Here is a 26,451-nt window from a genome sequence, read left to right on the forward strand (position 1 = left end):
CTATGATATACTAAGCTTGTTGTTTAATTAACAATTTTTGAGTGAATTAGTGTAATCAAGGGGTATGATTTATTATATATTAAAAGAGGAAATAGAATCCGTGATGAAGTGAGTGATTGTATTGAAATCTAATTATTACACATTAATTAAAGTCTTCATTTTAGGGGTTCTCATGTCAGAAACAAGTTTGATTGTAAGCGTATTATTCAAATCTTTTTATAACATTTCATTGCAAAATGGTAAATTGACCTACTTTTTTGTAATTCTTTTATGTTATTTGGTTGTAGTTTTTTTTGTTATAAAAAATAAAAATATTCTTAGAAAACTTAAGTTTGTAATTGATAGTAAACGTTTAGATTTATTAATCATTCTTTTTACAGGAATATTTGTATTAATATCAATAAATGGAATTGGGATTTTATTTTTAAATAATAAGCTTGTAAAACTAGAATGGTTTCATATGTTTTTATTACTAATTCTGCCCATAGTTTTTTTTGTAGCAAACAATGTGAAAAAAATTCAAACTAAACGTATAAAGAAAGCTGAGAATAAATCTGGTTTTATGAGTGATTTGGAAGTTATAACACAAAAAGAAGATGCATTTGAATTTGCAGATTTAGCAAGGAAATTTTCTGATAGGGTTTTTAATTACGGATCATATGAAAGTCTCGTCTTTGGAGTAGATGCACCATGGGGGACTGGGAAGTCAACTTTCATTAATCTGTGTGTGGAAAATTGGGAGAAGGATCATAAAGAAAAAATCATAATATATAAATTTGATGTTATGAAATTTGAGAGTAATGATAATATTCTAAATAAGTTTGTAGATGGGCTTATAAAGGTGATAAGAGGAAACTTCTTTGCTCCAGAACTCGAAACATTATTTGCTAGATATCTAAAAATTCTGAACGATTCGAAAACGACCTTTTCAATTTTTGGAGTAAGATTCGGTATTCCTTCTGACAACTTATCAATAGATAAGACCTTAGAAAAGTTAGAGGATTTTTTGAAAGGAATGGATCGTAAAATTATCATTATAGTAGATGATCTGGACAGACTTAATTTTTCTAGTGTTAAGGAAGTTTTATATGTAATAAAAAAATCATTCGTCCTTCCCAATATGACCTACATACTATGCTACGATACTGAGAATATTTCTATTAATGAAAATCAAAAATTAGATGCGGAGAAAACTATAGAGTTTTTAGAAAAATTTATAAACATAAAGTATAGTTTATTTCTAGATCCTTCATTGCTTTTAAATTACTTCACTGATTATAAGAACAAAGCTGCTTCAAGAATTAAATTAGGAAACGCCGATTTAGTGTCGGTGGCATCTGAAGGGCTGAAAGATATATTTAATTCCAAAGAGTACGATCAATATGTTTCTTTCGTGGGGAATGCAAGAAAAATTAAAAGATTAGTTAACACCATATTGTTACTAGAATTAGATAAAGTTGATTATACTGTAATGGACTTTAATAAGTATGATTTAATTCACTTGATAATAATATATGTTAATTATCCAAATATTTTTAGGAAGATATATGACTCGGAAAATGGTAGGAATTTTGGGTATTTCTCAGTCGTCACAAAATACGATGATTACTACCCTATGGACGAAGGGAAATCGCCAAGCTCTGATTACAAAAATTCAACAAGATACACAGATTATGTACAGACTCTAAATTCAAATCAAAAATTTATACTTAATAAAGTGTTTGATACTAAAGAGAGACTGCAAAAAAATAAATTTCCTAGTCTCTCAAATGAAGCTCATTCTTCGTATGCTTGTTTTAATAAGCATCGTAGGAATCTAAATAGATATCTAGATCTTATTGTAAAATCAACTATTACGTCTGAAAATGATCATTATAAATTTTATGTAACTTTGAAAAATCAAATATTCAAAGAGAAAGTAAAAATATCAGAGGTATTAGAAAAACAACTATTTGTTAATCCTGAATTCAATAATAAACAATTATGGAGTATCATTGTTAATGAGCCGTATGTCACTTTTTCTCCTGAAAAAGTTAAGGAGATTATATTATATTTATTAGAGATACTACCAAAACATTCTATTTTAGAAATTGATTCTACGAGCGATGGACTCAGAAATTTTATGTATCCTTTTTTTATAGCAAAACTATTAAATGATGTTGGTTGGCTAGAAGAGAAAGCGAATCTAAACAGAGAAACTAAGAGTGATGTAAAGAGAATTGCTGAGTGGATTTTTGGTGAGAAAGATTTTTCTGAAATAGGTATATTGGATACACTGTTTAAGTCAGAAAAAGGAGTTTTGGGGCTGCACGATTTATTACAATTTCGTTCTAATTGTAATTTTGGAAGAAGAGGTGATTTTTACACTCTCTTAAGGTCGTTATCTACACATGGGAAGAACAATAATCCTGTTGAAGGTGATGTAAAGGATGTAACTATTGGAGAAATGAGAGAAATTTCGCAAGTAGTGTTTAATATGTTTAAGAAGCAATATATCAATGAATCGAGGAATATCTTCGAAGATGTAATTAATCTCTCAGGTAGCGATTTATGTGGAGAAGAGTACGAATATATTAAATCAAAAATTAAAGAAGAAGAACTTAATAAAAAAGTTATGGGAATGAAACCGAGACTTCTTCATTATATTCTTTATCAATTAGGTTGTAAGGACCAATCAGATGGACTTGGCTGTGGTTTCTATGATGAATCAGGGTATGAAGATCAAGGCTCGATTCACACTGCAGTTAATAAGTATCTATTTGATATTTGTTTTAATTCTAGTTTAGATTCCAAAGGGTATGATTACTTTTTATTTTTCCTTTTTATAAACTATGATCCTAAGTCCAGTTACGTGTCTAGTGAAATTCCTTCAATAGATCAATTTACAAAAGTCTTGAATAAAGAAGAGCTTAAAAATTACTGGATAGCTAATAAAGATAATATTAAAAAGAGAGATATGCCTTGGAAAGACACGTTTTCGATGGGTTCATATGAAACAACTTTTACTGCACATATTCAAGATCTCTTTAAATTACTAGACCAATTATAAAAGTCAGATTATCAAATCGGAGCATTTGAAAGTGAAGTGAATAGTCACAAATTCCTATTCACTTCAAAACAGAACGGAAATGGTATCATATTAATTCTAAAAAAAGAACGAGGTGCTAAATCATATATGGAGGCATTATATAATCCTGCTATTGCTTTATCGGGATTTGTGGGCACAGTTATTCTCTCTTTAGTTGCTACATATTCTAAGCTCAAAAAAAATCCATTGCGTTTTTTTGTTTCGCTTGAGGAACTACAGTATATGAGTAGTGGGATGAAGTTACTAAGATTCTTATATCTATCATTTTTATTAGTTATAATTTGTGGAGGCTACTCTGTTCTTCTTACTTCTGTCTTTCTTAATTGGATAAACAACGAGATCATGTATATATTTAGAAAAGTCCCTTCAACACTCAGTTATTTGTTCTTATTGTTTTCTATTGTACAACTGTTCTCTTTTCAAAGAGTTCAAAGTATTATAAGTAACTGGACTCACAGAAAAAATACGGCATCCAGAAGGAAAATAGTAATACCAGCATTTATGTCTTTAATCATTATTTATATGGTTCACTATTCCATATTTTATGGTTGGTTAATTAATAGGACTTTAATTACCCAAGGTACTGAACTTGGTTTAGATTATGTTGAATCTACTGAAATAATTTTGTCAATTAAAAAGTTTGATCTCTCTACAATTTTCTTCTTATTAGTTCTCACAGTGGTATACTTTCTATTGCTTCTAAGGATAAAAAATTTATTTAAGTATCTTGGTCACTCAAAGATATCTTTTGACATTAAACTGAAAAGTGGAATGATTTTTTCCAATAAGCAAATATTACATATAGATTTAGAGAAGAGCTATTTAATTTCAAATTCAACAAATATATTTGACGTAGGTAAGCTTTTAGTACCTAAAGATAATATTGAATATATAAGTTCTAACAATTATTACTCAAGTTTAGGAAGAGAAACTCTAATTAAAGACACAGAACATTTGAGTATGCAGAATTATAACCCAGGAGAAATTTCTATAATAAATTCAATTATTAAAAAGAATAAAATATTTAATGTGAAGTGAATATCAAACTTGTTTAATATTGTTACGTTGTTGCGTACCACACTTTTTTCTTCGTTGTGTTAACCTCTTTAAACAAAGGAGAGATGACATGACAAGTACCAACAGCGACGACTTAACTTTGCAGTACACACAACTAGCCCAACAAGAAAATGATTACGTCGACCAACTGGTCACATGCAACAAACTCATCCTAGACGCCATGGACATCATCGCAAAGCAGGCAGGTGTGCTAGAGATGGATACCGTGAAACAGGCTGCATATCACCTACATGCCATGGAACAGGATCTAAACCGAAAGTTATTTGAAGTTCGACTGGAGAAGAGCATCTTAGCGAATCAAATGAGCCAGTCTACATAAAACCACCTCAACTAAAGGACAGTGTAGGATCACACAAGATGATCTTGCACTGTCTTTTTGTCTTCCAATCCAAACGGTTTTTGCTCCCAATTTAGCATTGACTTTCCTCCCAAATCCCCCTACACTTCAATTATTAAAACACTTTTAAAAACATTCATTGAATGGTTCGAAATGAACGAAAGGAGGCATATAACTAAGCATGTTACCCACATCACACAACACCCAACAGGTGAAGCGCATTAACGTTGAACTGGTGAAGAATACGCTCCGATCCATGGGCGTAGGCACAAAAGCTTCCATTGCGAACCTGACCAAACTCAGCGTAGCGACATGCGGCACGATCCTGAACGAGTTGCTTCAGACCGGTGAGATTATCGATCTGGGTCCAGACGAATCAAGCGGGGGGAGACCGGCGAGTCGGTATCAATTTAATGCAGGCTACGCCAGCGTACTGTGCCTGATTATTCGAACAGAGGGCGGCATTCACTCGATCACACATACATATGCCAATCTGAACGGAGAGATGGCGGACGAACAGACGCTCATTTTGGATGAGATTAATGTCCCGGTGGTAGAGGATCTAATTTCAAATCTGATCGAACAACACCACAATGTGCAGGCGATTGGTATTGGTATACCTGGGGTGGCGCACAACGGCGTTATTGGGATCTGTGACGTACCGGAGCTAATGTATCAGCCACTCGGCCCAAGGCTTAAGGAGCAATATGAAGACGTGGAAGTGGTCATTGGCAACGACATGAACTTGACCGTTTACGGACTTTACAACCAGCAGCAATTTGAGGAAGAGAAGAACTTTGCGGTAGTTACGTTTCCGGAGAACCATTTTCCGGGTGCAGGTTTTATCATTGATGGCCGTCCGCTGACCGGGAATACGCAATTTGGGGGCGAGGTGTCCTTTTTACCTTTTGGCGTGTCACGGGAAGAGCAGTTGCGCATGTTAAAAACGACGGAAGGGTTGCAGGAACTCGTCACAAAGACGCTGATCTCCATCATTGCGATTATTAACCCGGCAGCAATTGTCGTTACTGGTGATACAATGGACCCGGCTATGCGGGATGACCTGTTACAAGGCTGTCTGGATCACCTGATCCCACAGGAGCATATGCCGGAGTTGATCATCCAAAGAGACACTCGGCGCGAGTATGTGACTGGACTAGTCGCTGTTACACTGGAGAGCCTGACCTACCGCATTCAGGTGATTGAGAAGCAGTGGTAAAGGACAAAGGAACTTTTACAAGTATTCTATTTTTAGGAATAATGCTTAACTATGTTTCCTATTTCATATGTACAAATCATTGACATGATAACGGAGAGGGCAGAACCAATCTGAAGAACGCCTTTATCCCTGTATTTTCACCTTTAGGAACGATTCAAAAAATACAGGGATAACAGCGGTCGGAAGATGGTACTGCAATCGTAGTTATAACGTGCAATCATTTTCCTGAACACAATGGAGGAACTTATTTTGAATCAGCAAGCAGGTACACAAGGCAACAAACGAAAGTTCAATAAGCTGTACGCCATGCAACTGGCAACAATTTTTCTGGGATTTATCGTATTCGGCATATCGGAAAATATTAAGGGGCCAGCCATTCCGCGCATTCAATTTGATTTTAATCTGGATGAGAAACAGCTCGGGACTTTATTATCCCTGAACGCACTGGGTTACCTGATCGCCTGCTCCTTCACGGCTATTCTGGTTCGCAAATGGGGCATCAAGGCGGTTAGCATCATATCGTTTGCATCAATGATCCTCTCGGGTGTGTTCATTTACATGTCTCATAACTATCCACTCTTTGCTTCATCGTACTTCTTCATGTACATCGGTAACGGCATGCTGGAGATTGCCTTGGCGATTCTGGGTGCTCGGATCTTTGTGAAAAACACAGGTACGATGATGAACCTGTCCCATTTCTTCTATGGGTTAAGTTCAACGGTAGCGCCTTTGCTGGCGACTGGGGTGATGTCGTTGAGCGTGTTCGGACACGTACTGGACTGGCGAGGAATGTATCTCGTGATGTTGTCACTCTGTATGCTGCCGATCATTGCGGCGCTGCGCAGTAAATTTCCGGGGGATGATCTTCCTCATGAAGATCGGACTTCACTCAAGACGCTAACACGTGATCCAGCCATCTGGCTGATGGTGCTCATTCTTTCTTTTGGCGTGGTATCGGAACTGGCGGTTGGGGGTTGGCTCGTTAACTTTCTGGAGAAAGCCTACACCTGGGACACAGTCAAAGCATCTGGGCTGCTGTCTGCGTTCTTCCTCAGCTTCTCGCTGGGACGTCTGCTGCTTGGTCCATTGACGGACCGAATCGGATTTGTATTGTCATTGATTCTGTTCTCGGCTTTCTCGGGAGTATGTACGTTCGTGGCGCTTGCAGGGGGAGAACGACTTGCGATTTTCTTTGCGATATCTGGCGCTGGTATAGCGATGATCTATCCAACAGTTATGGCGTTTATCGCACGCAGATATCCGAACGGCAGTGACACCGCGATTACGTTCACGGTTACCTTGATGGGGGTTGGTAGTGTCATTGGTAACTATGTGATTGGCTGGGTGATTGAGGGCGTGAAGAATTTGTACGGTTCAACGACTCAGTTGGGACTGCTGCGCGGACTTCAGGCGGGATATGGATTCATCGGTTTATGTGCTGTGATCTGTGCGGCATCGGGAGTAGTGTTGTATGTGTATTTGAAAAGAAGGCAGGAACTGATTTAGAAATCAAAAATCAATTAAACTGATAAAGCCCCACTGATCGCTATGATCGGTGGGGCTTTGCATATGAATATACGAGTAGATTAGTACGGTATATCATCTATCACTAGTATCTTAACAAATCATAACCACAGGCCATGTAGAGTAAGCTTTTTTTTCATCATATACCAGCTACTCTACTATACAGTCCGCATTTCCTCAGCAAGCCTATGACTTGTTCAAAGCCGTTCTTCTTTTCCAACGTTTCAAAAGCACATACAAACCAAAAGCACCTAAGAAAACCACCGCTGCCGGAATGATATAAGGCTTAACAATCTCATCCACATGCTCCCATTGAGAGCCTAATTTGAAGCCTAAGTAGATGTACAATGAGGTGATCGGAAGCATGGCCAAGAATGTAAAGATACTAAATTTAAACACATTCATCTTCGCCATACCGCAAGGGATGGAGATCACCGTCCGAATGCCGGGTACAAAACGTCCAATGAAAGCTACCCCGCTACCATATTTTTCGAAGAACTTATCGGAAGCGTCCAGGTGGTGGGGGCGAATCAAGAAATACTTGCCGTATTTCTCGACCATCGGTCTGCCGCCATATCGTCCCAGGGCATACAACGTCAGAGGTCCAAACGTTCCACCTACGGTACCGGCGAGTATAGCCAGCCAAAGCTTCATATCCCCCAGATACACCCAATATCCCGCCATGGGCAGTACAAGTTCAGCAGGTACGAATTCAAACGACAAGGCAATGACCAGACCTGCGTATGACAAATCTTTAAAAAAGAGTATAAATTGCGTGATCCATTCTGTCATGCTTTCCCTCCATGAATCTATCTTTTTTATATATAAAAGAAACACTCCTGTACAAAGAGTAACAATAGCGAATAGAGCTTGTCAAAGTTCACATGAAAGGCCATTTCAGGACACACTGCGGCAATATGTTTACCCGTACATAAGGCATGGATTCATTGACACTTAATACAGAAGCGGATACCAGGCAATGATATAATCATCTAAAAACGCTTCCAATTATAGTGTGATAAAACTATCACTAGCTTCTTCACCATCCTGTACATAAAGAGAAGGAGATCAGAACATGACCGAAACTTCGATTATCGACCAGATCCATATTATGGTTGAATACAATGTATCCTTTTATTGTTTCATGTATATCATATAGATATACAACTGTAGGGGGGTGAGGTATAATTGGAGCATCAATCAAACGAAAGGCGTGGGATTGCCATGACTACAGCCACACTTAGCAAATGGGGAAATAGCAGTGCAATTCGCATTCCTAACCAATTGCTTAAGCGTCTTAATCTGGAAGAAGGATCGGAAATCGAGATTTTGGTGACAGAAGATAATGAATTGTTGTTGCGTCCAAAAACCAAGCCTGTAGAGTCCAATGAGGAACTACGTAACCATCTAAAGACTTTGCTCTCTAAAGTGAAACAGGATACAAGACATGAAGAAATAGACTTTGGCACTGAAGGGAACGAGTTACTTTGATTATTCCCAAGCGAGGCGATCTGATATGGCTTGACTTTGATCCTCAAGCGGGTCATGAGCAAGCCGGGAGACGACCGGCTATTGTTCTATCGGAACTTGAATTCAACGAAATAACGGGTTTTGCCGTTGTATGTCACATAACGAGCCAAGCCAAGGATTATCCTTTTGAAGTTACACTACCAGAAGAGCTGCCATTTTCAGGTGTTGTTTTGACGGATCAGTTGAAGAGTCTTGATGTGCGGCAACGACGTATCCAAATTGCGGGGCATGCCGAACCAACCTCTGAATTTATGAAATCAGTTCTACGCAATGTCCGTTCTATATTGGCATAATTGAAAATTAGTAGCTGATCATATTCCTAAATCCACGTCTAACTAAAAGACGTGGATTTTTTCTTTCATGCCTAAATAGATTCGTCCATCCTTGACGCTTCTAACAAGAGCTTCCGAAAGGCACATATAAGTTGGAAAGAAAGATTTTTAATTCTCTGAAAATGCTTCCATTTATAGTATGATAAGACTATCACTAGCTTCTTCACCATCCTGTACATAAAGAGAAGGAGATCAGAACATGACCGTAACTTCGATTACCGACCAAATCCATATCATTGAATACAATCCCTCTTACGCTGCCGCACTCGCGGATATGTGGAACCGTAGTAACGAAAGCTGGGGAGGTGGCACCAACCTTAGAACAGAGGAAACAGTTCGCCGTGAGATGGAGAGTTCGTCCAATCTTTATGCATTTCTAGCCGTTCATGAGAAAGAGGTTGTTGGCTTCTGCAGTTTTGCTCATTACCGCTATGACGAGAGAGCGCTATATGTACCGCTACTTAACGTACGCCCCGACTATCACGGGTATAAAGTTGGACGTAATCTGATCCTGAATGCTGTGCGCAAGACCGTGGAGGCCGGATGGCCTCGCCTGGATCTGTTCACTTGGGCAGGCAATACAAAGGCTGTACCGATGTACAAGAAATGCGGATTCTTCTGGGAGAAAAAAGATGATAATGTGCATCTGATGAATTTCATCCCTACCATCTTGCAGACCGAAGCACTCGCTCCTTATTTCGAGGAGTTGGATTGGTATGCAGACAGCACGCGTGAACTCGTGATCGAGCCGGATGGCCGACGGGAGCGCGGTTTTGATTTCTTTGACTACACGTGGAAAAAGGGAGATGTCTCCCTGCGGGCTGAATTTGAAAAGTCGGGTCGCGGGCTGACTGCCCTCGAAACACCGGATTACGAGATCTCAACAGAGGTCGACGATCATGATCTGGTTTTCGGTTCAAGCTATAAGGTTCGCTATCGCATTAAAAACACTTCTGCGTCCGAACTGGCAGTCGAGATCAAGGGTGAGGATAACAAAAACATTCGATTTGCGCTGGACGTTGCACGAGCAGTGGCTCCGGGAGAAACCATCATCGTGGAAGGTGAGTTTCACGTTGATCCAATTACAGAGGAACAGAATAACAATAAGACTCATCCCGTGGTTGCCAGCACCTGGTTGATCGGCGGTAAGAAAGCGGAGTTCAGGTTAGGTATTGCCCCGAAATTCCCGGCCAAGATCAAGACTATCCTGCCTGTGAAGGAACTCTATCCAGGCGTCCCGGCTGAGTTGGTTCTGAACGTGGAAAATAATGTGGATGCAGAAACGGAGTTCAGCTTGGACCTGCCAGAGGATGAATTCCTTGAATGGGCGGAGCGTGCGGTGCGCTTTACGGTGCCAGCCAAAGGTAAAATGTCTGTGCCGGTGCCTTTCACCTTGCGTTCATATGGTCTCTATTCCCAAGAAGTAGAAGTGACGGCTGTCCCAGTGGGGAACCATGCAATCTCTTTTACAAGCAAAATTTCTGTACTGATGAAGGGAATCGAAGGGAAATATGGCGGGCAGATTGAGGATCAATGGGTGGCTGTTAATGGCGCATTCTCTCTTCATATGAGCAAACAAGATAATAACATGTGGATTGAATATCCGGGTTCCCGTCATTCGTTCTGGTGGACTTATCCGAAGCTGGGTAAGCCGTTTGCCGAAGAGTTATCCAAGAAACAAGCAAAAGAAGTGAATATTTATCCCGAAGGTGAACGTCAGGTTCTTGAAGCACTGTATGACTCGGAGGATTTCCCTGGCTTGCAGATCAAGTCCGTGGTCAAGCTGTCTGCAAATGGAGTCGCCGAATTCCACCACGAGGTTGAAAATACACGAGACACCGCCTGGGAAGAAGACCTGTTTCTGATGAATAACTTCGGTTTCTACGGAAACCAGCTAATTCTACCGTACCAAGGCCGTTTTGTGGATATGGGGGATTCTTACGCTGGAGATCCGAGTCATTGGGACAGTTCGAAGATTACGGAAAACTGGCTGTTTTGCAAGGAAGAGTATGGCGCGTGCGGCATCTATTGGGACCCTTCTCTGAAGCTGCTTCGTCCGGAATACACGCTGGGGTTGCAGCATGAGCTTGGACGTTTGGAGGCTGGGGCTGTGGCACAAACCAAGGAAACGGTTTTTGCCCTGAACACGTTTGCCAAATGGTCGGATTTCCGTGCGTTTGCCCGAAAACAGCGTAACCCGGTCATTCCGTTGCTGGACAGTCATCTGGATCTGACACTGAGTGAGGGGAATCCGTTTGCCCCAGACGTGCTGCAAGCAACGTTGACTGAACATAAACTGGTTCCGCTTGCGGGCAAGCTGGAGCTGTATGTACAGCAGGGTGGCGAATCGGAGGTTATGGCAAATGCGAAGGAGTTCAATCCGGAGCACAATCTAAACTCCGCCAAGCTGACATTTTCACCAGACGAAGGGGACCGAGACCAGCACGTGAGTGGTTGGAAAGTTCGTGGGCTATATCGGGGCGAAGATCGGATTCAGGAGCGAACTGCCCTTTGGTTCCCGCAGAGCAAAACAGAGGTGAAGCAGATAATTGAAGAAGGTTCACCTGGACCAGTGTACACCGTAGACAATGGAGTATTGTCGATCTCCGTTGCCCCTGACTTCGGGAGTGTAGTACACTCTCTGAAAGTTGCAGGAGAAGAATGGCTGGACAGCTCGTACCCTGAACCGGCTCCACGCTCGTGGTGGAATCCGTGGTACGGCGGGCTGGGTGTGGGGATTCCAGGCATGAATGGTTTCAGCCGCCAGTTGGAACAGAGAGCCGCTTCCTGGACAGAGCACAAGGACCAATACGGCAACGTCTGGAAAGGCATAAAGCTGACCACCCGAATTGAGAAGCATGAAGCGAATCGGGGAATCACGATCCATCAGCATTATCTGATGCTGCCCGGTGTTCCTGTGCTCTGCACGCTGCTTGCCGTGACAAACGAAAGTGGCCTGACACTGACGAATTACTCGCTTGCGGAGGAACGTTTCCTCCAGCCATCCTCTGTATTTGCGGAAGGTTGGATTGAACAACCGGGTAAAGATCGATTCCCATTAGGCAAGGTGGATGTGGGCCTGCCACTTGAAGACGTTTTGCGAGTCGGATCGGTTTCGCGTGATAACATGCTGCATGCGGTCCATCGTTACCCGAATCAGAGTGCGTGGGGGTTTGCCAATAATCAGGTGACGGGTCTGAATGTACATCATCATCTGACACTCCAGCAGGGGGAGACGGTCTGGACGGAGCCGACATATCTGGTTCTGGGACCAATCCCGCTGAGTTCAGCGGATGTGCATGACCTTCTAAAACTGAATTTTGCAACTTCTACCAATGAAAAGGAGGCTTCACATGCCGATTATTGATATTCATATTCACCTGTCGGACATCGACAGCTTTCACCAAACAGCGATTGATCTGTCCAAAGTGGATTACTCTGCCGCTGGTCTTAAAGCGGAGTTTGATAAGAACGACGTTATTATGGGTATCGGAATGGGGGTTACGGAGCAGACGAAGGGAGCGTTCCCGGATTCCAGTTCTCCTAACCCGATGGGGCTTGATTTGGAGGAAAAGGTTCCGTCATTTCTCATGGAATGCGTGGGTATTAATCCTAATGCGTTGGATGGAAAAAATGCTCAGGACGAGCTTGACCGGATTGAAGCTAGACTGCAATCCCCTGAGGTAGCCGGAATCAAACTCTATGCCGGATACTATCATCACTACGTGTATGACAAAATCTATACCCCGGTCTATGAACTCGCAGCCAAGTACAACTTGCCTGTTGTCATTCATACGGGTGACACGTACTCCATGAATGGATTGCTCAAGTATTCGCATCCACTGACGGTGGATGAATTAGCCTTGCAGCAGCGCGGTGTGAACTTCATGATCTGTCATCTGGGTGATCCCTGGGTAATGGATGCAGCTGAAGTGGTGGCGAAGAATCCTAACGTGTACGCGGATTTATCTGGTCTTGTGGTGGGGGATCGGCCTCATTTTGAACGGTTCATGAACGAACCTTTGTTCATGGATCATTTCCGCCGGGCCTTGGTCTATTCGGATCATTACGAGAAGATGCTGTTTGGCACCGACTGGCCGCTTGCACCCATCGATCTGTATGCCGAATTTGTCCGTCGACTTGTACCGGAGCAGCATCATGATAAGGTGTTCTACGAGAATGCCTTTGGGCTGTTTCCGCGAATTGGACAGCGGATTGCCGATCTGGGTTAGAACGTAAATAATGAAACTTTAATATTTGAGGGAATATCATCCGTGTAGGTCATTCAAGAAAGCATGCGATGTTCACGCTGAATTCCTGCCGTATAAGCTCCTGCCACTTTGCTGGCAGGAGCTTTTTGGGTTCAGGATGACAGTGAATTCATCTTACGTCTAATCTGAAATGAAGTGATCAGGAGAACAAAGGTTCAGTCACCATTTTCATATACTTTTTTAAGTCGTTTTTGGCTTGGGGGGAGTGTTGCCAAACCCCAAGGTTCCAACTCATATAACGGATCCCGAGATATCGGGATGCTAAGGAGAAGTACTTTTCGAATTGATCTTGTGGAATATCGTATCCGTGAGAACTTAGGGCCTCCCGATAGATCTCAACTTGTTTCAGATGTGTACAGCGCAGAGGAATATCAAAGAACAGGGAGCCATACCTTGCTTCCTCCCAATCGATAAAATAAACATCCTCATTGTTGTGCACCAATACATTGCCAGGATTCAGATCATTATGAATCATCGTATGTGTGTGTTCATCCTCAATGAGAGTTCCAAGATCATCTACAATACTACTTGCTACAGTTTCAATTTCCGAAATGAGCGGTGATCCGAATTCCTCAATGAATGATGGACTTTTTATGGCAGTGTTCCACAAAGGTCTCCAGCGACTTTCCATCATTTCGATGATATGAGATCGATCCACATTAGATATCCAGGGCAGTTCTTTTTTCGACCCCATATTCGTTCCATGTATGTAAGCCAGTGCTTGTAATTCTTTATTCTGAAGCAGGTCTATATCCAGATGACTATAATCGGTTTGGTAATCCACATCTTGAATGCAGATCAGACTGCGATCTTGAGTATGAACTTCATTTGATAGACTATAGGGTACATTGGCGCCCTGTAAAAATAATCTGGACAAGGCAGTTTGTTCAATGAACGTGGCCTTCTTTGTTACGAAAGAAATATCCCTTTTTACTCCATTTATAAGGAATTCAATATGATGGCGAAGCAATTCAACGGCTTGAGATCCCGCACCAATAGGGTTACTTTTGATACTTTGAATGTGAATATCCGAGGATACAAATTGATTAATGGTTTGTTTTATTAAATGTTGTAATGTGACAGACTCCATACTCATCGGTTATCTCCTTCTTGCCTGTATTTGTTTTTACGAATAAAGAGAACTATAATGGTGGATGCACAAAATTTCAGACTTCTTTGGAGGAACATACGTTATGAGATCTTTTCAGTTTTACAATCCGACCCGGCTGATTTTTGGCAAAGGGCAACTTCAAGCACTACAAACCGAAGTTCCAAAATACGGAAAACGTATTTTGCTTGTATATGGTGGTGGAAGCATCAAACGTAGCGGGCTGTACGATCAGGTAATCAGCCAGTTGAATGAGATCGGAGCAGAGGTTACGGAACTGGCCGGTGTCGAACCGAACCCTCGTCTATCAACGGTTCATAAGGGTGTAGAGCTATGTAGAACACATAACATTGATCTGGTTCTTGCGGTTGGCGGCGGCAGTGTACTTGACTGCGCTAAAGCCATCGCAGTAGGAGCCAAATACGATGGAGACATGTGGGATGTTGTTGTACGTGAAGCAACCCCGGAAGGCGGACTTCCACTGGGTACAATTCTAACGATGGCAGCGACAGGATCCGAGATGAACAACGGTTCAGTAATAACCAATCAGGACACGCAGGAGAAATGGGCATGGTTCAGCGAGTATTCTTTCCCAGCGTTCTCCATTCTTGATCCGGAGTACACATACACCGTACCACTGGATCAGACGGTATACGGCATGGTGGACATGATGTCTCATGTGTTTGAACATTATTTCCATCTGGATACCAATACACCGGTTCAGCTTGGATTCTGTGAGACGATTCTTCGTACCGTTATTGATACGGCCCCTCGTCTGATTAAAGATCCAGAAAACTATGAACTGCGCGAAACCATTCTCTACTGTGGAACAATGGCGCTTAACGATGTCCTGAATATGGGTCTTGCCGGAGATTGGGCTTCTCACAATATTGAACATGCCGTGTCGGCTGTGTATGACATTCCCCATGGGGGAGGCCTTGCGATCCTTTTCCCACACTGGATGAAACATAATCTGGATGTGGATGTAGATCGATTCAAACGTATGGCTGTTAATGTATTTGATATCAACCCTGCTGGAAAGTCGGACAAACAAGTTGCTGAAGAAGGCATTCAAGCGCTGCGTACATTCTGGACTTCAATTGGTGCCCCTAGCCGTCTGGCGGACTATGACATCGACGACAGCCAGATTGATGTGATGGCTGATAAAGCGATGCGATTTGGTCCGTTCGGATTCTTCAAAAACTTGCAGCGTGAAGATGTAGTACAAATTTATCAAGCTGCACTGTAATTGTAAATCTCACAATCACTTTGTATATTAATTCACATTAAACAAGGACCTTCCTGTATTACTTAGGAACGTCCTTGTTTTTTATTATGACATCATATCGTGTACTCTCCACCGTTTTTTTTGGACTTCAATGTCATGTGATTCTCTTTTCGAATTAATTCTTCGGTTCAACTACGGCTTCATTGACAGGGGTATCCTTTCGTTTCAGATACAACTTGCTTGGACGATGCAAGAGCACGATAAGCAGGGCGAAGAGATGAATCAGGGTAAACAGGTTACTCTCATTCGGAATGGCAACGAATAACGCCAGACTCAGAAACGTCACGGTGAGCTTGAACTTTCTTTTGGTGATGAATATAACAGCGAGCAGGCTGGGACCGATGATAAACAACATTCTGGCTGAGATTACGCCAGAGGCGTAAGCCAGATCATCTCCTTTGCGTAAGAAACCCAGATAGGCCTCCATATTCTGGTTGAAGTCAATGAGGAACACAATGAAGGACACAATCACGTAGATTAGTTTTACACTTAATAAAATGCGCACGACATTTAATAGCGTAGGTAATGCTGTTTTTACCATATCACTTCTCCTATTCTCTTCGAACCTATAACCGCAGATTCTTCTGGTTGTATTCTTCCCGAGAGCTTTCCTGCTTCAGATACACCTTGCTGGGCTTGTGGAGCAGCAGCGTAAGCAACATAAAGATGTGCAGCAAGACGAGAAAATTCTGAAAGAAAACAACGCCAAAAAATAAGGCCAGGCTCATAAATGTAATTGTTAGCTTATAACTTCGTTTGGAGATAAATACGATAGTCAGAATTGGGGGAACCAGAACCAAGAGTACACGGAGCCCGATACTTGTAAAATAGGCGATCTGATCAGATAGCGGAAACGCGGAGTAATCCGCACTATTACGGAATAGATCTGCAATAAGGAATGTCATGGAAATCCCAATGAAAATGGATTGTACCCCTAACAGGGCACGGATAACATTTAATAAAGTAGGCATTTTCGGATTCAATGCGTTTTCCCTCTTCCTGCGCGATATGTATTTCATATATTATACGATGTTGATGTCATATTTTGTATTATCCCAAAGTCTTCATTTTCCAATCGTTTGCAGTGGCCTTTGACCTAGTATAACTGGGGAAACAGCTTACAGATTATTTGATATCGACCGATATAAAGTAGATACATAGAATTTGGACTTCATAATGACGAAAATGAAAATGGATGGTGAATGTAATCATGGTATTTAGCAAGGCAAGAGAACGCATGCGCAACATGTCGTTCAGAGTCAAACTGCCACTTATGATCAGTCTGCTGGTGTGTATCGTACTGGCGGTAACTGCGGTAGTGTGTTACAGCGTAGCGGCAGTTATTACACTCGACAAAAGCAAAGATGAAATTAAGGCAACCTCGGACCGGGTGGGGGCAGGTTTGTATGCTTCACTAAGTTTGGAAGAACAGTCCACCTTTCTGATTACAACACATCGTACCTTCCGGGATCTGCTAGAGATTCGGAATACGGATGGGCAGGAAGGTGAGAACTTTTTCTCGGAAAACAATGAACTGCTGGATAAGGCAAGTGGTATTCTCGCGGACAGTCTTGCAGGTATGGAAGGTAACAACAGTCTGATTTTGTTGGATCGGAATGGCATTATTGTTGCAGCGAATGATCCGGCAGTTATCAAGGCAGAACGCGGAGATCGGGCATATTTCCAAGAAGCGATTCTGGGTAAAAACGTGATTAGTGAAGGGATTGTAGCCAAGTCCTCAGGACAACTTGGTACGGCTTTTGCCATGCCAATCTACAATGAGAATCAAGAAGTACAGGGAGTGCTCGTATCTGCGGCATCCACCTCGTTCTTCGTTAATCAGCTACAAAATATCAATATTAATGATGAGGGAAAAGTGATCATTCTGGACCGTGTAGGTACGGTCATCTACGATTCAGCGGATGAGAAGTTGGCAGGCCAGAAGATGGAGTCCGGCGAATACCAATCATTGATAGATCTTGCTCCTGGCGCTGATCTACAGCAAGGGGATATTAGCACAGATGAGAAAGTGGCGTATTACTCCAAAATCCCAAGATCCGACTGGACCGTCGTTGTTGAAGATAAACTGAGCGATGTGCAGAAGCCTTTGCGTGCGATGGCAAAACAGATGTATATTGTTCTGTTTAGTGCTATTGCGGTTTCCGTCGTTGCGGGTATCCTGATCTCTTTGCTGGTAACCAGACCAATTACAAGACTAACCGTGTTGTTCAGACAGCTTGCGGGCGGCGACCTGACGGTGCAGGCTCAAGGTAAATATAGCGGAGAATTCAAACAATTGGTGGACAGCTTCAATACCATGGCAGCAGGAAATAAACAGCTGATCTCCAGCATGAACCATTCCATCGGCATCCTGAAAACAAGTACATCCGAGCTGGAACAGTCCACTCAGCAAACTTCGACCACGATTGCCGAAACAACGACAACAGCATTTGAGATTTCACGAGCCATGGAGTCCCAGGCGAACGATACGGGAGCCATTGTGGATAAATTCATGAATGTTGGTAACAAGATTGCCAACGTGAATGGGATGTCGCAGGCAGTGAAGTTCAAGGCAGATGAAATTACGGATGCATTCAAAAATAATCATGAAGTTATTGATGCACTCATTGCGGTGAACGGGCAGAACGAGATTGAAGTTGGCAACATCTCCAAAATTACAGTCCAACTCGCTGAAAGCTCCTCGGGCATTCACCAGATTACCGGTACGATTGCCGAAATTGCAAATCAGACGAAATTACTTGCGTTGAATGCTTCGATTGAGGCCGCAAGAGCAGGTGAGCAAGGGCGCGGCTTTGCCGTGGTTGCTTCCGAGATTCGCAAGCTGGCAGAGCAGACAACAGCTCAATCGGAGGATATCAACCGAATTGTGATGCAGACCATTGATCACGTGGAGCAGAATAACCGAAGTGTTCAGGCTATTGAAGCGATTGCGGAACAGCATAAGAGCAGCGTTAGCCAGACCAAGGAGACATTCAATTTTGTCACCGAGAATATGAATGAGATGATGAGCCAGGTTCAGGCTATTGCCACTGAGATCGAATCCATTGAACGTGATAAGGATGACGTCATTGGAGCTGCACAGAACTTGTCCGCTTCCGGTGAAGAGGTGTCGGCTTCTGTTGAGGAAGTCACAGCAACAATGCAGGAACAGTCCGGCATGACGGAACATTTGACAGATATGGTGCAGAGAATCGATGAACTGACCAAACAACTTGCCGAAGAAGCATCTCGCTTCAAAACAAAATAGGAATACGAAAAGAAACCGATTTCTCAAAAGAGAACCGGGTTTCTAGACAAAGAGAGCACCTGTACCCATCTATGGCTACAGGTGCTCTTTGGTGATGTGTTACTCTCCTCGGACGGAAGGCGCATACGCCAGCACTTCCATTTCAATTAAATAAGGGCCTAACCCGCTAAATACGGTAATACGGGCGGGATAGGGCTGCTTAATCATTCGCGCATACACTTCGTTGTATTCGGGCTGATCCTCGACTCGGGCCAGATGAGTGGTTACCTTCACAATATGATCGAGTGTAAGTCCGGCTTCTTGAAGGATCACCTCAATATTACGAATGCACTGCTCAGTCTGCTCCTTAATGCCGCCGATAGGCTCAAGCGTCTGTGGATCAACGCCTACCTGACCTGCAACGTAGACCAAATCTCCTGCGCGGACAGCATGGGAGAAAGGAAGCGGGAATTTGGGTGCTGCACTTGCATGTATGATGGTAGACATCGTAGCTGTCATTCCTTTCCTAATGAGTGTGTATATTCGGTGTTATCTGATTCCAGTTTGTAGCCTGCTGATAATGATGAGCGATGGACAACAAGCGGTCTTCTCTCATGTGTGGACCGGCAAGCTGCATGCCGATAGGCAATGGCTTCCCTGAGGTGGTATCAAACCCGATGGGTACGGTGATGGACGGTAGACCTGTATTGGTAAACGGTCCGTTGAAAATCGGGCTGCCTGTCTTGTATCCATGTGGAGCTACATGTGGTGTTGATGGAGTCAATAACACATCCACTTCATCGAACATCATCATCATCTCGCTCCGGAATATCGTTCGGATGCGTTGTGCCTGCAAATAATCAACGGCACTCGTCTGGTAGCCGAGCTCAAGCTGTTCCCGCATTGTGTGGCCGTAACGATCAGAGGCTTCCGCGAAGCGTTCCTGATGGAAGGCGGCAGCTTCTGCCCGCATTACCGTACGATGAGCAGCAATGGTTTCTTCCATATAAGAAGGCAGGTCAACTTTCTTCCATTGCATGCCCAGCTTCTCAAGTAAAGCGATTGCCGACTCCACCGCTAACAAGATCGCGGGTTCATCAGTCTGGAAGAAGTTGCTCGGCAGACCGATCACCATTCCTGAAATAGGATGCTCAAGAGCGTTTGTTAAATCTGGCTTGCCATAAGGAAGAGTGAAGGAGTCCAGCTCATCTTGCCCGGCCATCGCTTCCAGAACGATTGCGTTATCTTGGGCGGATCGAGTAAAGGCGCCAATATGATCCAGGCTCCAACTGGCTGTGATGACACCGTTACGGCTAACCCTGCCGTAAGTGGGTTTCATACAAGTTAATCCGTTGTAAGCTGCGGGTCTGAGCAGAGATCCAAAGGTCTGTGTCCCGAGTGTGAAGGAGGCCATGCCGGCCGCTACAGCAGCGGCGGAGCCTGAACTGGAACCGCCTGGGGTATGTTCTAGATTCCACGGGTTGCGGGTTGGTGGTTCTCCTCCCTGGAAGGCATATTCCGTCGTTGTTGTCTTGCCGAGCAGAATAGCGCCTGCAGCTTGCAACTTATTAATTACAGTAGCATTCGATCCGGGTATGAAGTCAGGAAAGGTACTTGACCCAGCCGAGGTGCGTATGCCAGCCGTATGGATAATGTCCTTGGCTCCATATGGAATGCCATGCAGAGGACTGAGATATTCGCCATTCATTAGCTTACGCTCAGACTCTTTTGCTGCCTGCAAGGCTTGTTCAGCGGTGACTGTAACGAAGGCTTGCACAGCAGGTTCTACTTTCTCAATGCGATTCAAATAGGATTTTGTAAGCTCTACAGGAGATATCAACTTGTTTTTAATCAATTTTGCGGATTCAGCAATCGTCAGCTCGTTAAGTGGTTTCGTAATCATCGCAGAGGCACTCTCCTATGCGGGGGATTGGGACCTACTTCTTCTGGCAACTTGAAGCTTCGAATCAGCTCCAAGTCCGCTGTAAATAGGGCAAGTTCCTCGCTTGTAATAACTCCGTCCGCATATTTGGCGCTTTCTGTACGGCGGTGTGTGAGATAGTCGTCCTGGTTCAGAGTAATCACCCTTTCTCTCTATTTGGTGGTGAAGCTTGAATCGATAATCTCCTCGTAAGCGAGGTCTTCCTTCAGATTGCCGATGAAGCGTTGCATATCGATTGCGGTCTCGAATGCTGATTCATTGATAAGTCCCTCCACAGGATATACCTTACTGTCGATCATGCGTTGTACCGCTTGCTCCACGACGTTTTTGTCCAGATTCGGAAATTCCTTCACGGCAACTGCTTTTGCGCCTTCAGGATTCGATTGAATATATTCCAGAGCTTGCTCAATAGAGGTGACGAAGCGCTGGGTGAGATCAGGATTCTTCTCAATGAAGCTTGCGGTTGTATTCATCGTTGCAAAGGCAAAGTCAGGATAATCCTTCGTGAAATCATGGACGATATGCAGCCCTTCTGCAATGCCTTGATCCAGCTGAGGCTCGTAAACGATAGCAATATCGGCTTTGCCGGCTAATACAGCACCAAGCTCGGAGCCATTCTGAACCTCAGTGATCGTCACATCCTTGTCAATATCTATGTTATTGTCAGCGAATAGTTTCCGCAGTAAGCTGTTCGAGCTTGTAGGTGCCAAGCCCACAACGATGGTTTTACCTTTGAAATCCGCTGTTGAATTCACGGTTACTCCTTCTCGTGCAACTGCCCATACTGGAGCACTGCCCGATAGAAGGACCAGTGAGCGAGCATCTCCGCCCTTTGCATTAGCAAATGCGACATGCTCAGGACCGTGGAAGGAGAACGCAGACTCGCCTGAGATCACCGAAGACAATGCTGTTGGACCACTTCCGGCAGCACGGATGGAAGATAGCTCAATGCGATTCTCCTTTAGAAAACCTTGGTTGTTCGCTACATACAAGGGAAGGTAGAGCAGGTTGTGATACACCTCGGACACCATAATTTTGTCCACCTGTGTATTTGCTTGCCCCCCGCTATTAGATGCACCTGCACCACTCGCAGGTGTTGTGGCATTGCTGCCACACCCGCTGAGCAGTGTAGTCAATAGAAGTGTCATCGCTGCTAGAATAGCTATCTTTTTGAATGTACGCATTAGTCATCAGTCCCCTTTAATCGTTGTAGGTCAGCTATACAGATGTGGATTTGCTGCTGGTCTTGTTGTCATTCCATGGAAGGAGACGGGATTCGATATAACCGACACAGGTGTAGAGGAGCATGGCGACCAGCATAAGCATGAACACGCCAACCCACACGGCCGGAAGGTTGAACAGGTTGCCTTCGACAAATACCATATGTCCAAGTCCTTTGTCAGAAGAGATGAATTCTCCACCTACGACAGACACCAATGCCAAACCGATATTGATACGGAAAGCTGAGATGATCCATGGCAGAGAGGAAGGAACGATAATTTTGCGGAAAATTTGTGATTTTTTTGCACCGAAGGATTTCATCAGATTAATCTGGGATTCGTCGATTTGATGAGTTGCTTGGTAGGCGGATAATAGCGCTACGATAAATGTTGCTACGGAGGCCAAAGCAATCTTGGAGAAGATGCCTGAACCAAACCAGATGATAATCATGGGAGCGAGTGCGATCTTCGGAATACCGTTCATCGCTACAATGAATGGATCGAGCACACGGGCAACGGACTTGGAATACCACATGAGCAGTCCTGCCAATGAGCCGATTAAGCTTCCGGCTACGAAGCCGATAACGGTGGCATTCACCGTTGCAAACGCGTCTGTAAGCAGTTGCCCTGAGCTGGCCATCGTGATGGCGGCATCAAGAATGGCGCTTGGTGACCCCATGAGGAATCCGTTAACCATTTCTAAGCGAACGGCGGATTCCCAGATCACCAGGATGACCGCTACAATAATGAACCGCCACAGCATCGTCATCAGCCATTCTTTGGAGAAGGTGGACTGTCTGCGTTTGCTCTTCGCAACTCCAGCAGACTTTACGGCAAGGGTAATTTCAGGTGATGTGCTCTTCATTAGCTGATCCTCCCCATTTGGATATCAAGCTCTGACCAGATCGATTCAAAATACTGCTTGAACTTCTGGTCGGAGCGGGCTTTCAGTGCTGAGCCATATTGTGAGGCGAGACCAATGTCATACACCTGCTTCACGGTCGTTGGTCTTTTACTCATAACGGCAATGCGGTCGGAGATGGCGATGGCTTCCTCAATGTCATGCGTGATCAGGACGCCTGTCTTGCCCTCGGATTTTAGGATAGACAAGATTTCATCTTCCAGAATGAGTCTGGTCTGATAATCAAGTGCGGAGAAGGGTTCGTCCAGTAATATAATATCGGGCTGGGTAACGAGGGTACGAATGAGGGCTACACGTTGGCGCATACCGCCTGATAGTGTGGAGGGATAGGCTCCTGCGAATGAAGCCAGGCCATATCGATCCAGATAATCCATGGCAATATCGCTGCGAACCTTTTTGGACATCCCCTTCACTTCCAAGCCTAACGTGACATTGTCCAGGATGCTTCTCCAAGGAAGTAACAGGTCCTTCTGCATCATATAACCGACATGCCCGGTGGTCTGATCGATCTCTTCGCCACAGACGATAACCTTGCCATTTGTTGGCTTAAGCAGACCTGCGATAATATTAAAAATCGTACTTTTGCCGCAGCCGCTCGGTCCCACGATACTGAAGAACTCCTGTTTCTTGATTTGCATCGAAACCTCAGCCAGGACCTGAATATCTTCTCCGGTTGCACTGACAAATGATTTGGATACGCCTTGTATCTGTATAGCCATGATAGGTAGCCCCTTTCCTACAGCCTGATGGTAGTTCGTTTATTGATGTAAATTGATGTTAATTAACATGACATTAATGAATATATTCCTAATCATATAGACTGTTTGCATCATTGTCATTAGTTACTCTGAACATAAAAATAGAATTAAATCAGTTAAAATGCACAAATGAAGGTTGAACATGAATTGAATATGAAAAGAAAACAAAAGAACGTGTCATTATACATGACACATTCTCGGTTTAAGACGTATGATTAGCTTCACTAGGAGCTGGATTAACATTCAAAAGGGACTCAAGCGCGAAGGCAAGTCGGAAGCGCAGGCTCTCCATCGGGTCCTTAATGTTCCTGCCGGTCAGTTTCTCGCATTTTTCCAACCTATAGATCACTGTATTGCGATGTACGAACAGCTCTTTCGCCGTATCAACGATCTGGCAATGATTCTCATAGAAGGAGGACAAGGTTTTCATAAGCTCGTTACGCTCATTTGGATCTCGGTCAGCGAAGGCCTTAAAGGTTTCGTGATGGAACTGCAGCATCTCATCGTGGGGAATCATGCGCAGCAGACGGCTTATATCCATGGTTTGATAGGAATGAGCGAAGCGTGTCTTTCGCATCTGATAGCCGGATTGGAGCGCCTTGACTGCTTCTTTATAGGAGAGTCCTATATCCAATACATTGGTGTAGGGATTACCTATTCCGAAGGATAGGCTGAGCTGCGACTCCGAATACAGATTAGTCGCAATCCGCTCAAGCTGCTGAACAACGGTATGTTCGTCCCAAGACGATTCGGCCAAAAAAACGAGTATGCCGAACTGGTCGTTCTTTGTGAACATGACAAAGGAGAGATCCAATTTGGCAAACTCCTGCTTAATCAACTCGTAATTAGCGTCTCGTTCCGAGATGAACCGCTCTTCCCCGGAGGAAGTAGAGTTCTGCTTAGGTATGCCCGCTAAGGATTCATCCTTTTTGGCAACGATGAGAACAGAACTTCCTTTGGCTTGCAGCCCATATTTTTTGCCGCGGTGCAGCGCTTCTTGTTCCGAACGAATGAAGCCTTGAATGAGATCGGAGAAATATTCATTTTTGTAACGGCGGGAGCGTTCCTTGACGGCTTGCTTCTTGGTTAACTCCAGGCCGATCACATTGACGGCTTGCTCCAGTGCCAGAGTGGACAGCTTGGAGGTTGCGGAACTGTCGTATAGTGCGATCAAATAACCCTCGTGCCGATCTGTGAAGATGGGATGAAGCTCGGTGTGTCGATATTTCTCGGTAGTAAGCAGGCAGATCGAGATTGCGGTATGGAAGGAAGGATGCTCATCTATAAATGTCAGTATGGGCGCGGCGAGAGACTGGTCATCCATCTGTTGTGCATAATAGGAGCTTGCTGTAATCTGCTTCTTCGAACCAAGCAGCAGCACAGGTGAGGATAGCAGTTGAGACAACGTATCTACGATGGATGGTATGCCTTTTCCCTGCATCACCATCGTGGAAAATTGCTTGTGAATAGACAAGGCGTAATGTAGCTCATGGGTTTTGTTCTGAAGGATGGCACTGATCGAATGTTGAAATATTTCACCGAGTGTATTGTCTATCTCAGACAGCTCGATGATTGGGAAGCCCAGCTTGTCGGCCGTCTCAAGCAGTTGCGGAGATAACTCAAGAGAGAAACGCTGTGTCTTGACAGCAAGCGCCGCACAGCCAATAGTATGCATGTCTGTAATGAATGCAAGATGAGCATCGGGGCGGTCTTTGAGGATATAACCGTTTGTCAGCAGCATATCTCCCGGCTTCAGGAATTGGACAATATCTGGCGCATCCATAATATTAATCGATTGCACCAAGCGATCAAGGCCACGATGCCCGGCAATAACCTTTGCTTTGGAGAGAATGGGGATAGTCAATAACTGTTGCAGATCCATCTTCAACCCACTCGCTTTCATAATGATATGTTATAAAATCTAACATTAAGTGGGGTGGGCGTAAAGAAGAGTTTGGATAAAGAGGATAAAAGATAGATGTAAACAAATTTCTCATAAATATAAAAACTTTCCAATAATTCAATGCGTTATACTAAGTAGGTCTATATAAAATTTGATCATTATTACTAACTCGAACACTAAAAAGGAGTTCTCGATCCATGAAAGGAAAAAGAATAGTATCGCTTTTACTTGCTGGTGTTGTTGCTGGTTCTATTTTAGTAGCATCGACTACAACTGCGGAAAGAGTCGTAGCCCAAACACCGATGGAAGCAGCAACGGAGTATTTTCAGGCTTACATTGCTAAAGATGTAGAGGGAATGATGTTTTATTCTAAAGACATCAATTATTTGGATGAGAAAAGTCGTGAAGAAGGATATGTGAAGGATTTTAAAACCAATCCAACTACAGGGTATGAAATTGTGGAAACCAAACAAATCAACACGGATGAAGTTCAACTTTATGTAGTTCAAAAGTATGCAGGACAAGGCTACGAACAGTCACCACCACTCCCGTATAAAATTTTCAAAAGCGAAAATGGATGGAAGGTTTTAGTAGAGCCTCTAGAAATCAATACATTGACAGGTGAAGTCACTAAAGGTACACCGATTCACACTTTACAGTATACAGATCATTAGTTGTTTTAATT

The 26,451-nt window shown here is 43.5% G+C and carries 22 protein-coding genes; 12 read left to right on the forward strand and 10 right to left on the reverse strand.

Going from position 1 to position 26,451, the window contains the following annotated elements:
* Positions 1-172: 172 nt before the first annotated feature.
* From MKX68_RS18950 to MKX68_RS18970, 5 genes are all read left to right on the forward strand, one after another.
* Positions 173-3,049, forward strand: a complete 2,877-nt coding sequence (locus MKX68_RS18950) for a P-loop NTPase fold protein (protein WP_340913649.1) — start codon at positions 173-175, stop codon at positions 3,047-3,049.
* 126 nt (positions 3,050-3,175) lie between these two features.
* Positions 3,176-4,126, forward strand: coding sequence for a hypothetical protein (locus MKX68_RS18955; RefSeq protein WP_340913652.1), 951 nt, complete (start codon positions 3,176-3,178; stop codon positions 4,124-4,126).
* Between the two features lie 88 nt (positions 4,127-4,214).
* The gene (locus tag MKX68_RS18960) at positions 4,215-4,484 is read left to right on the forward strand and encodes a hypothetical protein (RefSeq protein ID WP_340913654.1); all 270 of its coding nucleotides are present in this window, start codon (positions 4,215-4,217) and stop codon (positions 4,482-4,484) included.
* 199 nt (positions 4,485-4,683) lie between these two features.
* Positions 4,684-5,721 (forward strand): ROK family protein, encoded by a 1,038-nt coding sequence (locus MKX68_RS18965; protein ID WP_340913658.1) that lies wholly within the window; start codon positions 4,684-4,686, stop codon positions 5,719-5,721.
* Positions 5,722-6,027: 306 nt separating this feature from the next.
* On the forward strand, positions 6,028-7,227 hold the full coding sequence (locus MKX68_RS18970) for an MFS transporter (RefSeq protein WP_340915447.1): 1,200 nt from the start codon (positions 6,028-6,030) through the stop codon (positions 7,225-7,227).
* 204 nt (positions 7,228-7,431) lie between these two features.
* Here the strand turns inward: MKX68_RS18970 and MKX68_RS18975 are convergent, their stop codons facing one another.
* Complete coding sequence (locus tag MKX68_RS18975) at positions 7,432-8,037, reverse strand: DedA family protein (RefSeq protein ID WP_340913660.1); 606 nt, start codon at positions 8,035-8,037, stop codon at positions 7,432-7,434.
* 396 nt (positions 8,038-8,433) lie between these two features.
* Between MKX68_RS18975 and MKX68_RS18980 the strand changes: the two genes are divergently transcribed.
* The 4 genes from MKX68_RS18980 to MKX68_RS18995 all read left to right on the forward strand — a co-directional run bounded on the left by MKX68_RS18980 (position 8,434) and on the right by MKX68_RS18995 (position 13,339).
* Positions 8,434-8,736: an AbrB/MazE/SpoVT family DNA-binding domain-containing protein gene (locus MKX68_RS18980; RefSeq protein WP_017687001.1), complete on the forward strand. Its 303-nt coding sequence runs from the start codon at positions 8,434-8,436 to the stop codon at positions 8,734-8,736.
* A complete protein-coding gene (locus MKX68_RS18985; RefSeq protein WP_340913662.1) occupies positions 8,733-9,068 on the forward strand; it encodes a type II toxin-antitoxin system PemK/MazF family toxin in 336 nt (111 codons plus the stop codon). The genes MKX68_RS18980 and MKX68_RS18985 overlap by 4 nt, the downstream gene beginning before the upstream one ends.
* Positions 9,069-9,306: 238 nt before the next feature.
* Entirely contained in the window at positions 9,307-12,474 is a 3,168-nt protein-coding gene (locus MKX68_RS18990; RefSeq protein WP_340913665.1) for a GNAT family N-acetyltransferase, read from the forward strand.
* Positions 12,461-13,339 carry an amidohydrolase family protein gene (locus tag MKX68_RS18995; RefSeq protein WP_340913668.1) on the forward strand — a complete coding sequence of 293 codons (879 nt, stop codon included), beginning with the start codon at positions 12,461-12,463 and terminating at the stop codon, positions 13,337-13,339. The genes MKX68_RS18990 and MKX68_RS18995 overlap by 14 nt, the downstream gene beginning before the upstream one ends.
* A 178-nt stretch (positions 13,340-13,517) precedes the next feature.
* On the opposite strand, the gene MKX68_RS19000 is transcribed toward MKX68_RS18995, so the two are convergent.
* A complete protein-coding gene (locus MKX68_RS19000; protein WP_340913672.1) occupies positions 13,518-14,474 on the reverse strand; it encodes a phosphotransferase family protein in 957 nt (318 codons plus the stop codon).
* Positions 14,475-14,571: 97 nt separating this feature from the next.
* On the opposite strand from MKX68_RS19000, the gene MKX68_RS19005 reads away from it, so the two are divergent.
* Positions 14,572-15,735, forward strand: a complete 1,164-nt coding sequence (locus tag MKX68_RS19005) for an iron-containing alcohol dehydrogenase (RefSeq protein ID WP_338588210.1) — start codon at positions 14,572-14,574, stop codon at positions 15,733-15,735.
* Positions 15,736-15,889: 154 nt separating this feature from the next.
* On the opposite strand, the gene MKX68_RS19010 is transcribed toward MKX68_RS19005, so the two are convergent.
* Together MKX68_RS19010 and MKX68_RS19015 are read right to left on the reverse strand one after the other, a co-directional pair.
* The gene (locus tag MKX68_RS19010) at positions 15,890-16,315 is read right to left on the reverse strand and encodes a hypothetical protein (protein ID WP_340913676.1); all 426 of its coding nucleotides are present in this window, start codon (positions 16,313-16,315) and stop codon (positions 15,890-15,892) included.
* A gap of 25 nt (positions 16,316-16,340) precedes the next feature.
* Positions 16,341-16,745 (reverse strand): hypothetical protein, encoded by a 405-nt coding sequence (locus tag MKX68_RS19015; RefSeq protein ID WP_340913679.1) that lies wholly within the window; start codon positions 16,743-16,745, stop codon positions 16,341-16,343.
* Positions 16,746-16,984: 239 nt separating this feature from the next.
* Here MKX68_RS19015 and MKX68_RS19020 point away from each other — a divergent pair, with 239 nt between their 5' ends.
* Positions 16,985-19,042 (forward strand): methyl-accepting chemotaxis protein, encoded by a 2,058-nt coding sequence (locus tag MKX68_RS19020; protein ID WP_340913681.1) that lies wholly within the window; start codon positions 16,985-16,987, stop codon positions 19,040-19,042.
* 99 nt (positions 19,043-19,141) lie between these two features.
* Here MKX68_RS19020 and MKX68_RS19025 read toward each other — a convergent pair whose 3' ends face one another.
* From MKX68_RS19025 to MKX68_RS19050, 6 genes are all read right to left on the reverse strand, one after another.
* Positions 19,142-19,528 carry a RidA family protein gene (locus MKX68_RS19025; protein ID WP_091027950.1) on the reverse strand — a complete coding sequence of 129 codons (387 nt, stop codon included), beginning with the start codon at positions 19,526-19,528 and terminating at the stop codon, positions 19,142-19,144.
* Between the two features lie 19 nt (positions 19,529-19,547).
* A complete protein-coding gene (locus MKX68_RS19030) occupies positions 19,548-20,924 on the reverse strand; it encodes an amidase (protein WP_340913684.1) in 1,377 nt (458 codons plus the stop codon).
* A 191-nt stretch (positions 20,925-21,115) separates the two neighbouring features.
* The gene (locus tag MKX68_RS19035; RefSeq protein ID WP_340913686.1) at positions 21,116-22,147 is read right to left on the reverse strand and encodes an ABC transporter substrate-binding protein; all 1,032 of its coding nucleotides are present in this window, start codon (positions 22,145-22,147) and stop codon (positions 21,116-21,118) included.
* Positions 22,148-22,181: 34 nt separating this feature from the next.
* A complete protein-coding gene (locus MKX68_RS19040) occupies positions 22,182-23,048 on the reverse strand; it encodes an ABC transporter permease (RefSeq protein WP_340913689.1) in 867 nt (288 codons plus the stop codon).
* Positions 23,048-23,824, reverse strand: coding sequence for an ABC transporter ATP-binding protein (locus MKX68_RS19045; RefSeq protein WP_340913691.1), 777 nt, complete (start codon positions 23,822-23,824; stop codon positions 23,048-23,050). Before MKX68_RS19045 ends, MKX68_RS19040 begins: the two co-directional genes overlap by 1 nt.
* A 241-nt stretch (positions 23,825-24,065) precedes the next feature.
* Entirely contained in the window at positions 24,066-25,727 is a 1,662-nt protein-coding gene (locus tag MKX68_RS19050) for a PucR family transcriptional regulator (protein WP_340913693.1), read from the reverse strand.
* 236 nt (positions 25,728-25,963) lie between these two features.
* Here MKX68_RS19050 and MKX68_RS19055 point away from each other — a divergent pair, with 236 nt between their 5' ends.
* On the forward strand, positions 25,964-26,440 hold the full coding sequence (locus MKX68_RS19055; protein WP_340913695.1) for a hypothetical protein: 477 nt from the start codon (positions 25,964-25,966) through the stop codon (positions 26,438-26,440).
* The last annotated feature ends 11 nt before the right edge of the window (positions 26,441-26,451 follow it).

Origin of the sequence: Paenibacillus sp. FSL M8-0212 (assembly GCF_038004645.1) — a bacterium.
Taxonomy (GTDB): domain Bacteria; phylum Bacillota; class Bacilli; order Paenibacillales; family Paenibacillaceae; genus Paenibacillus.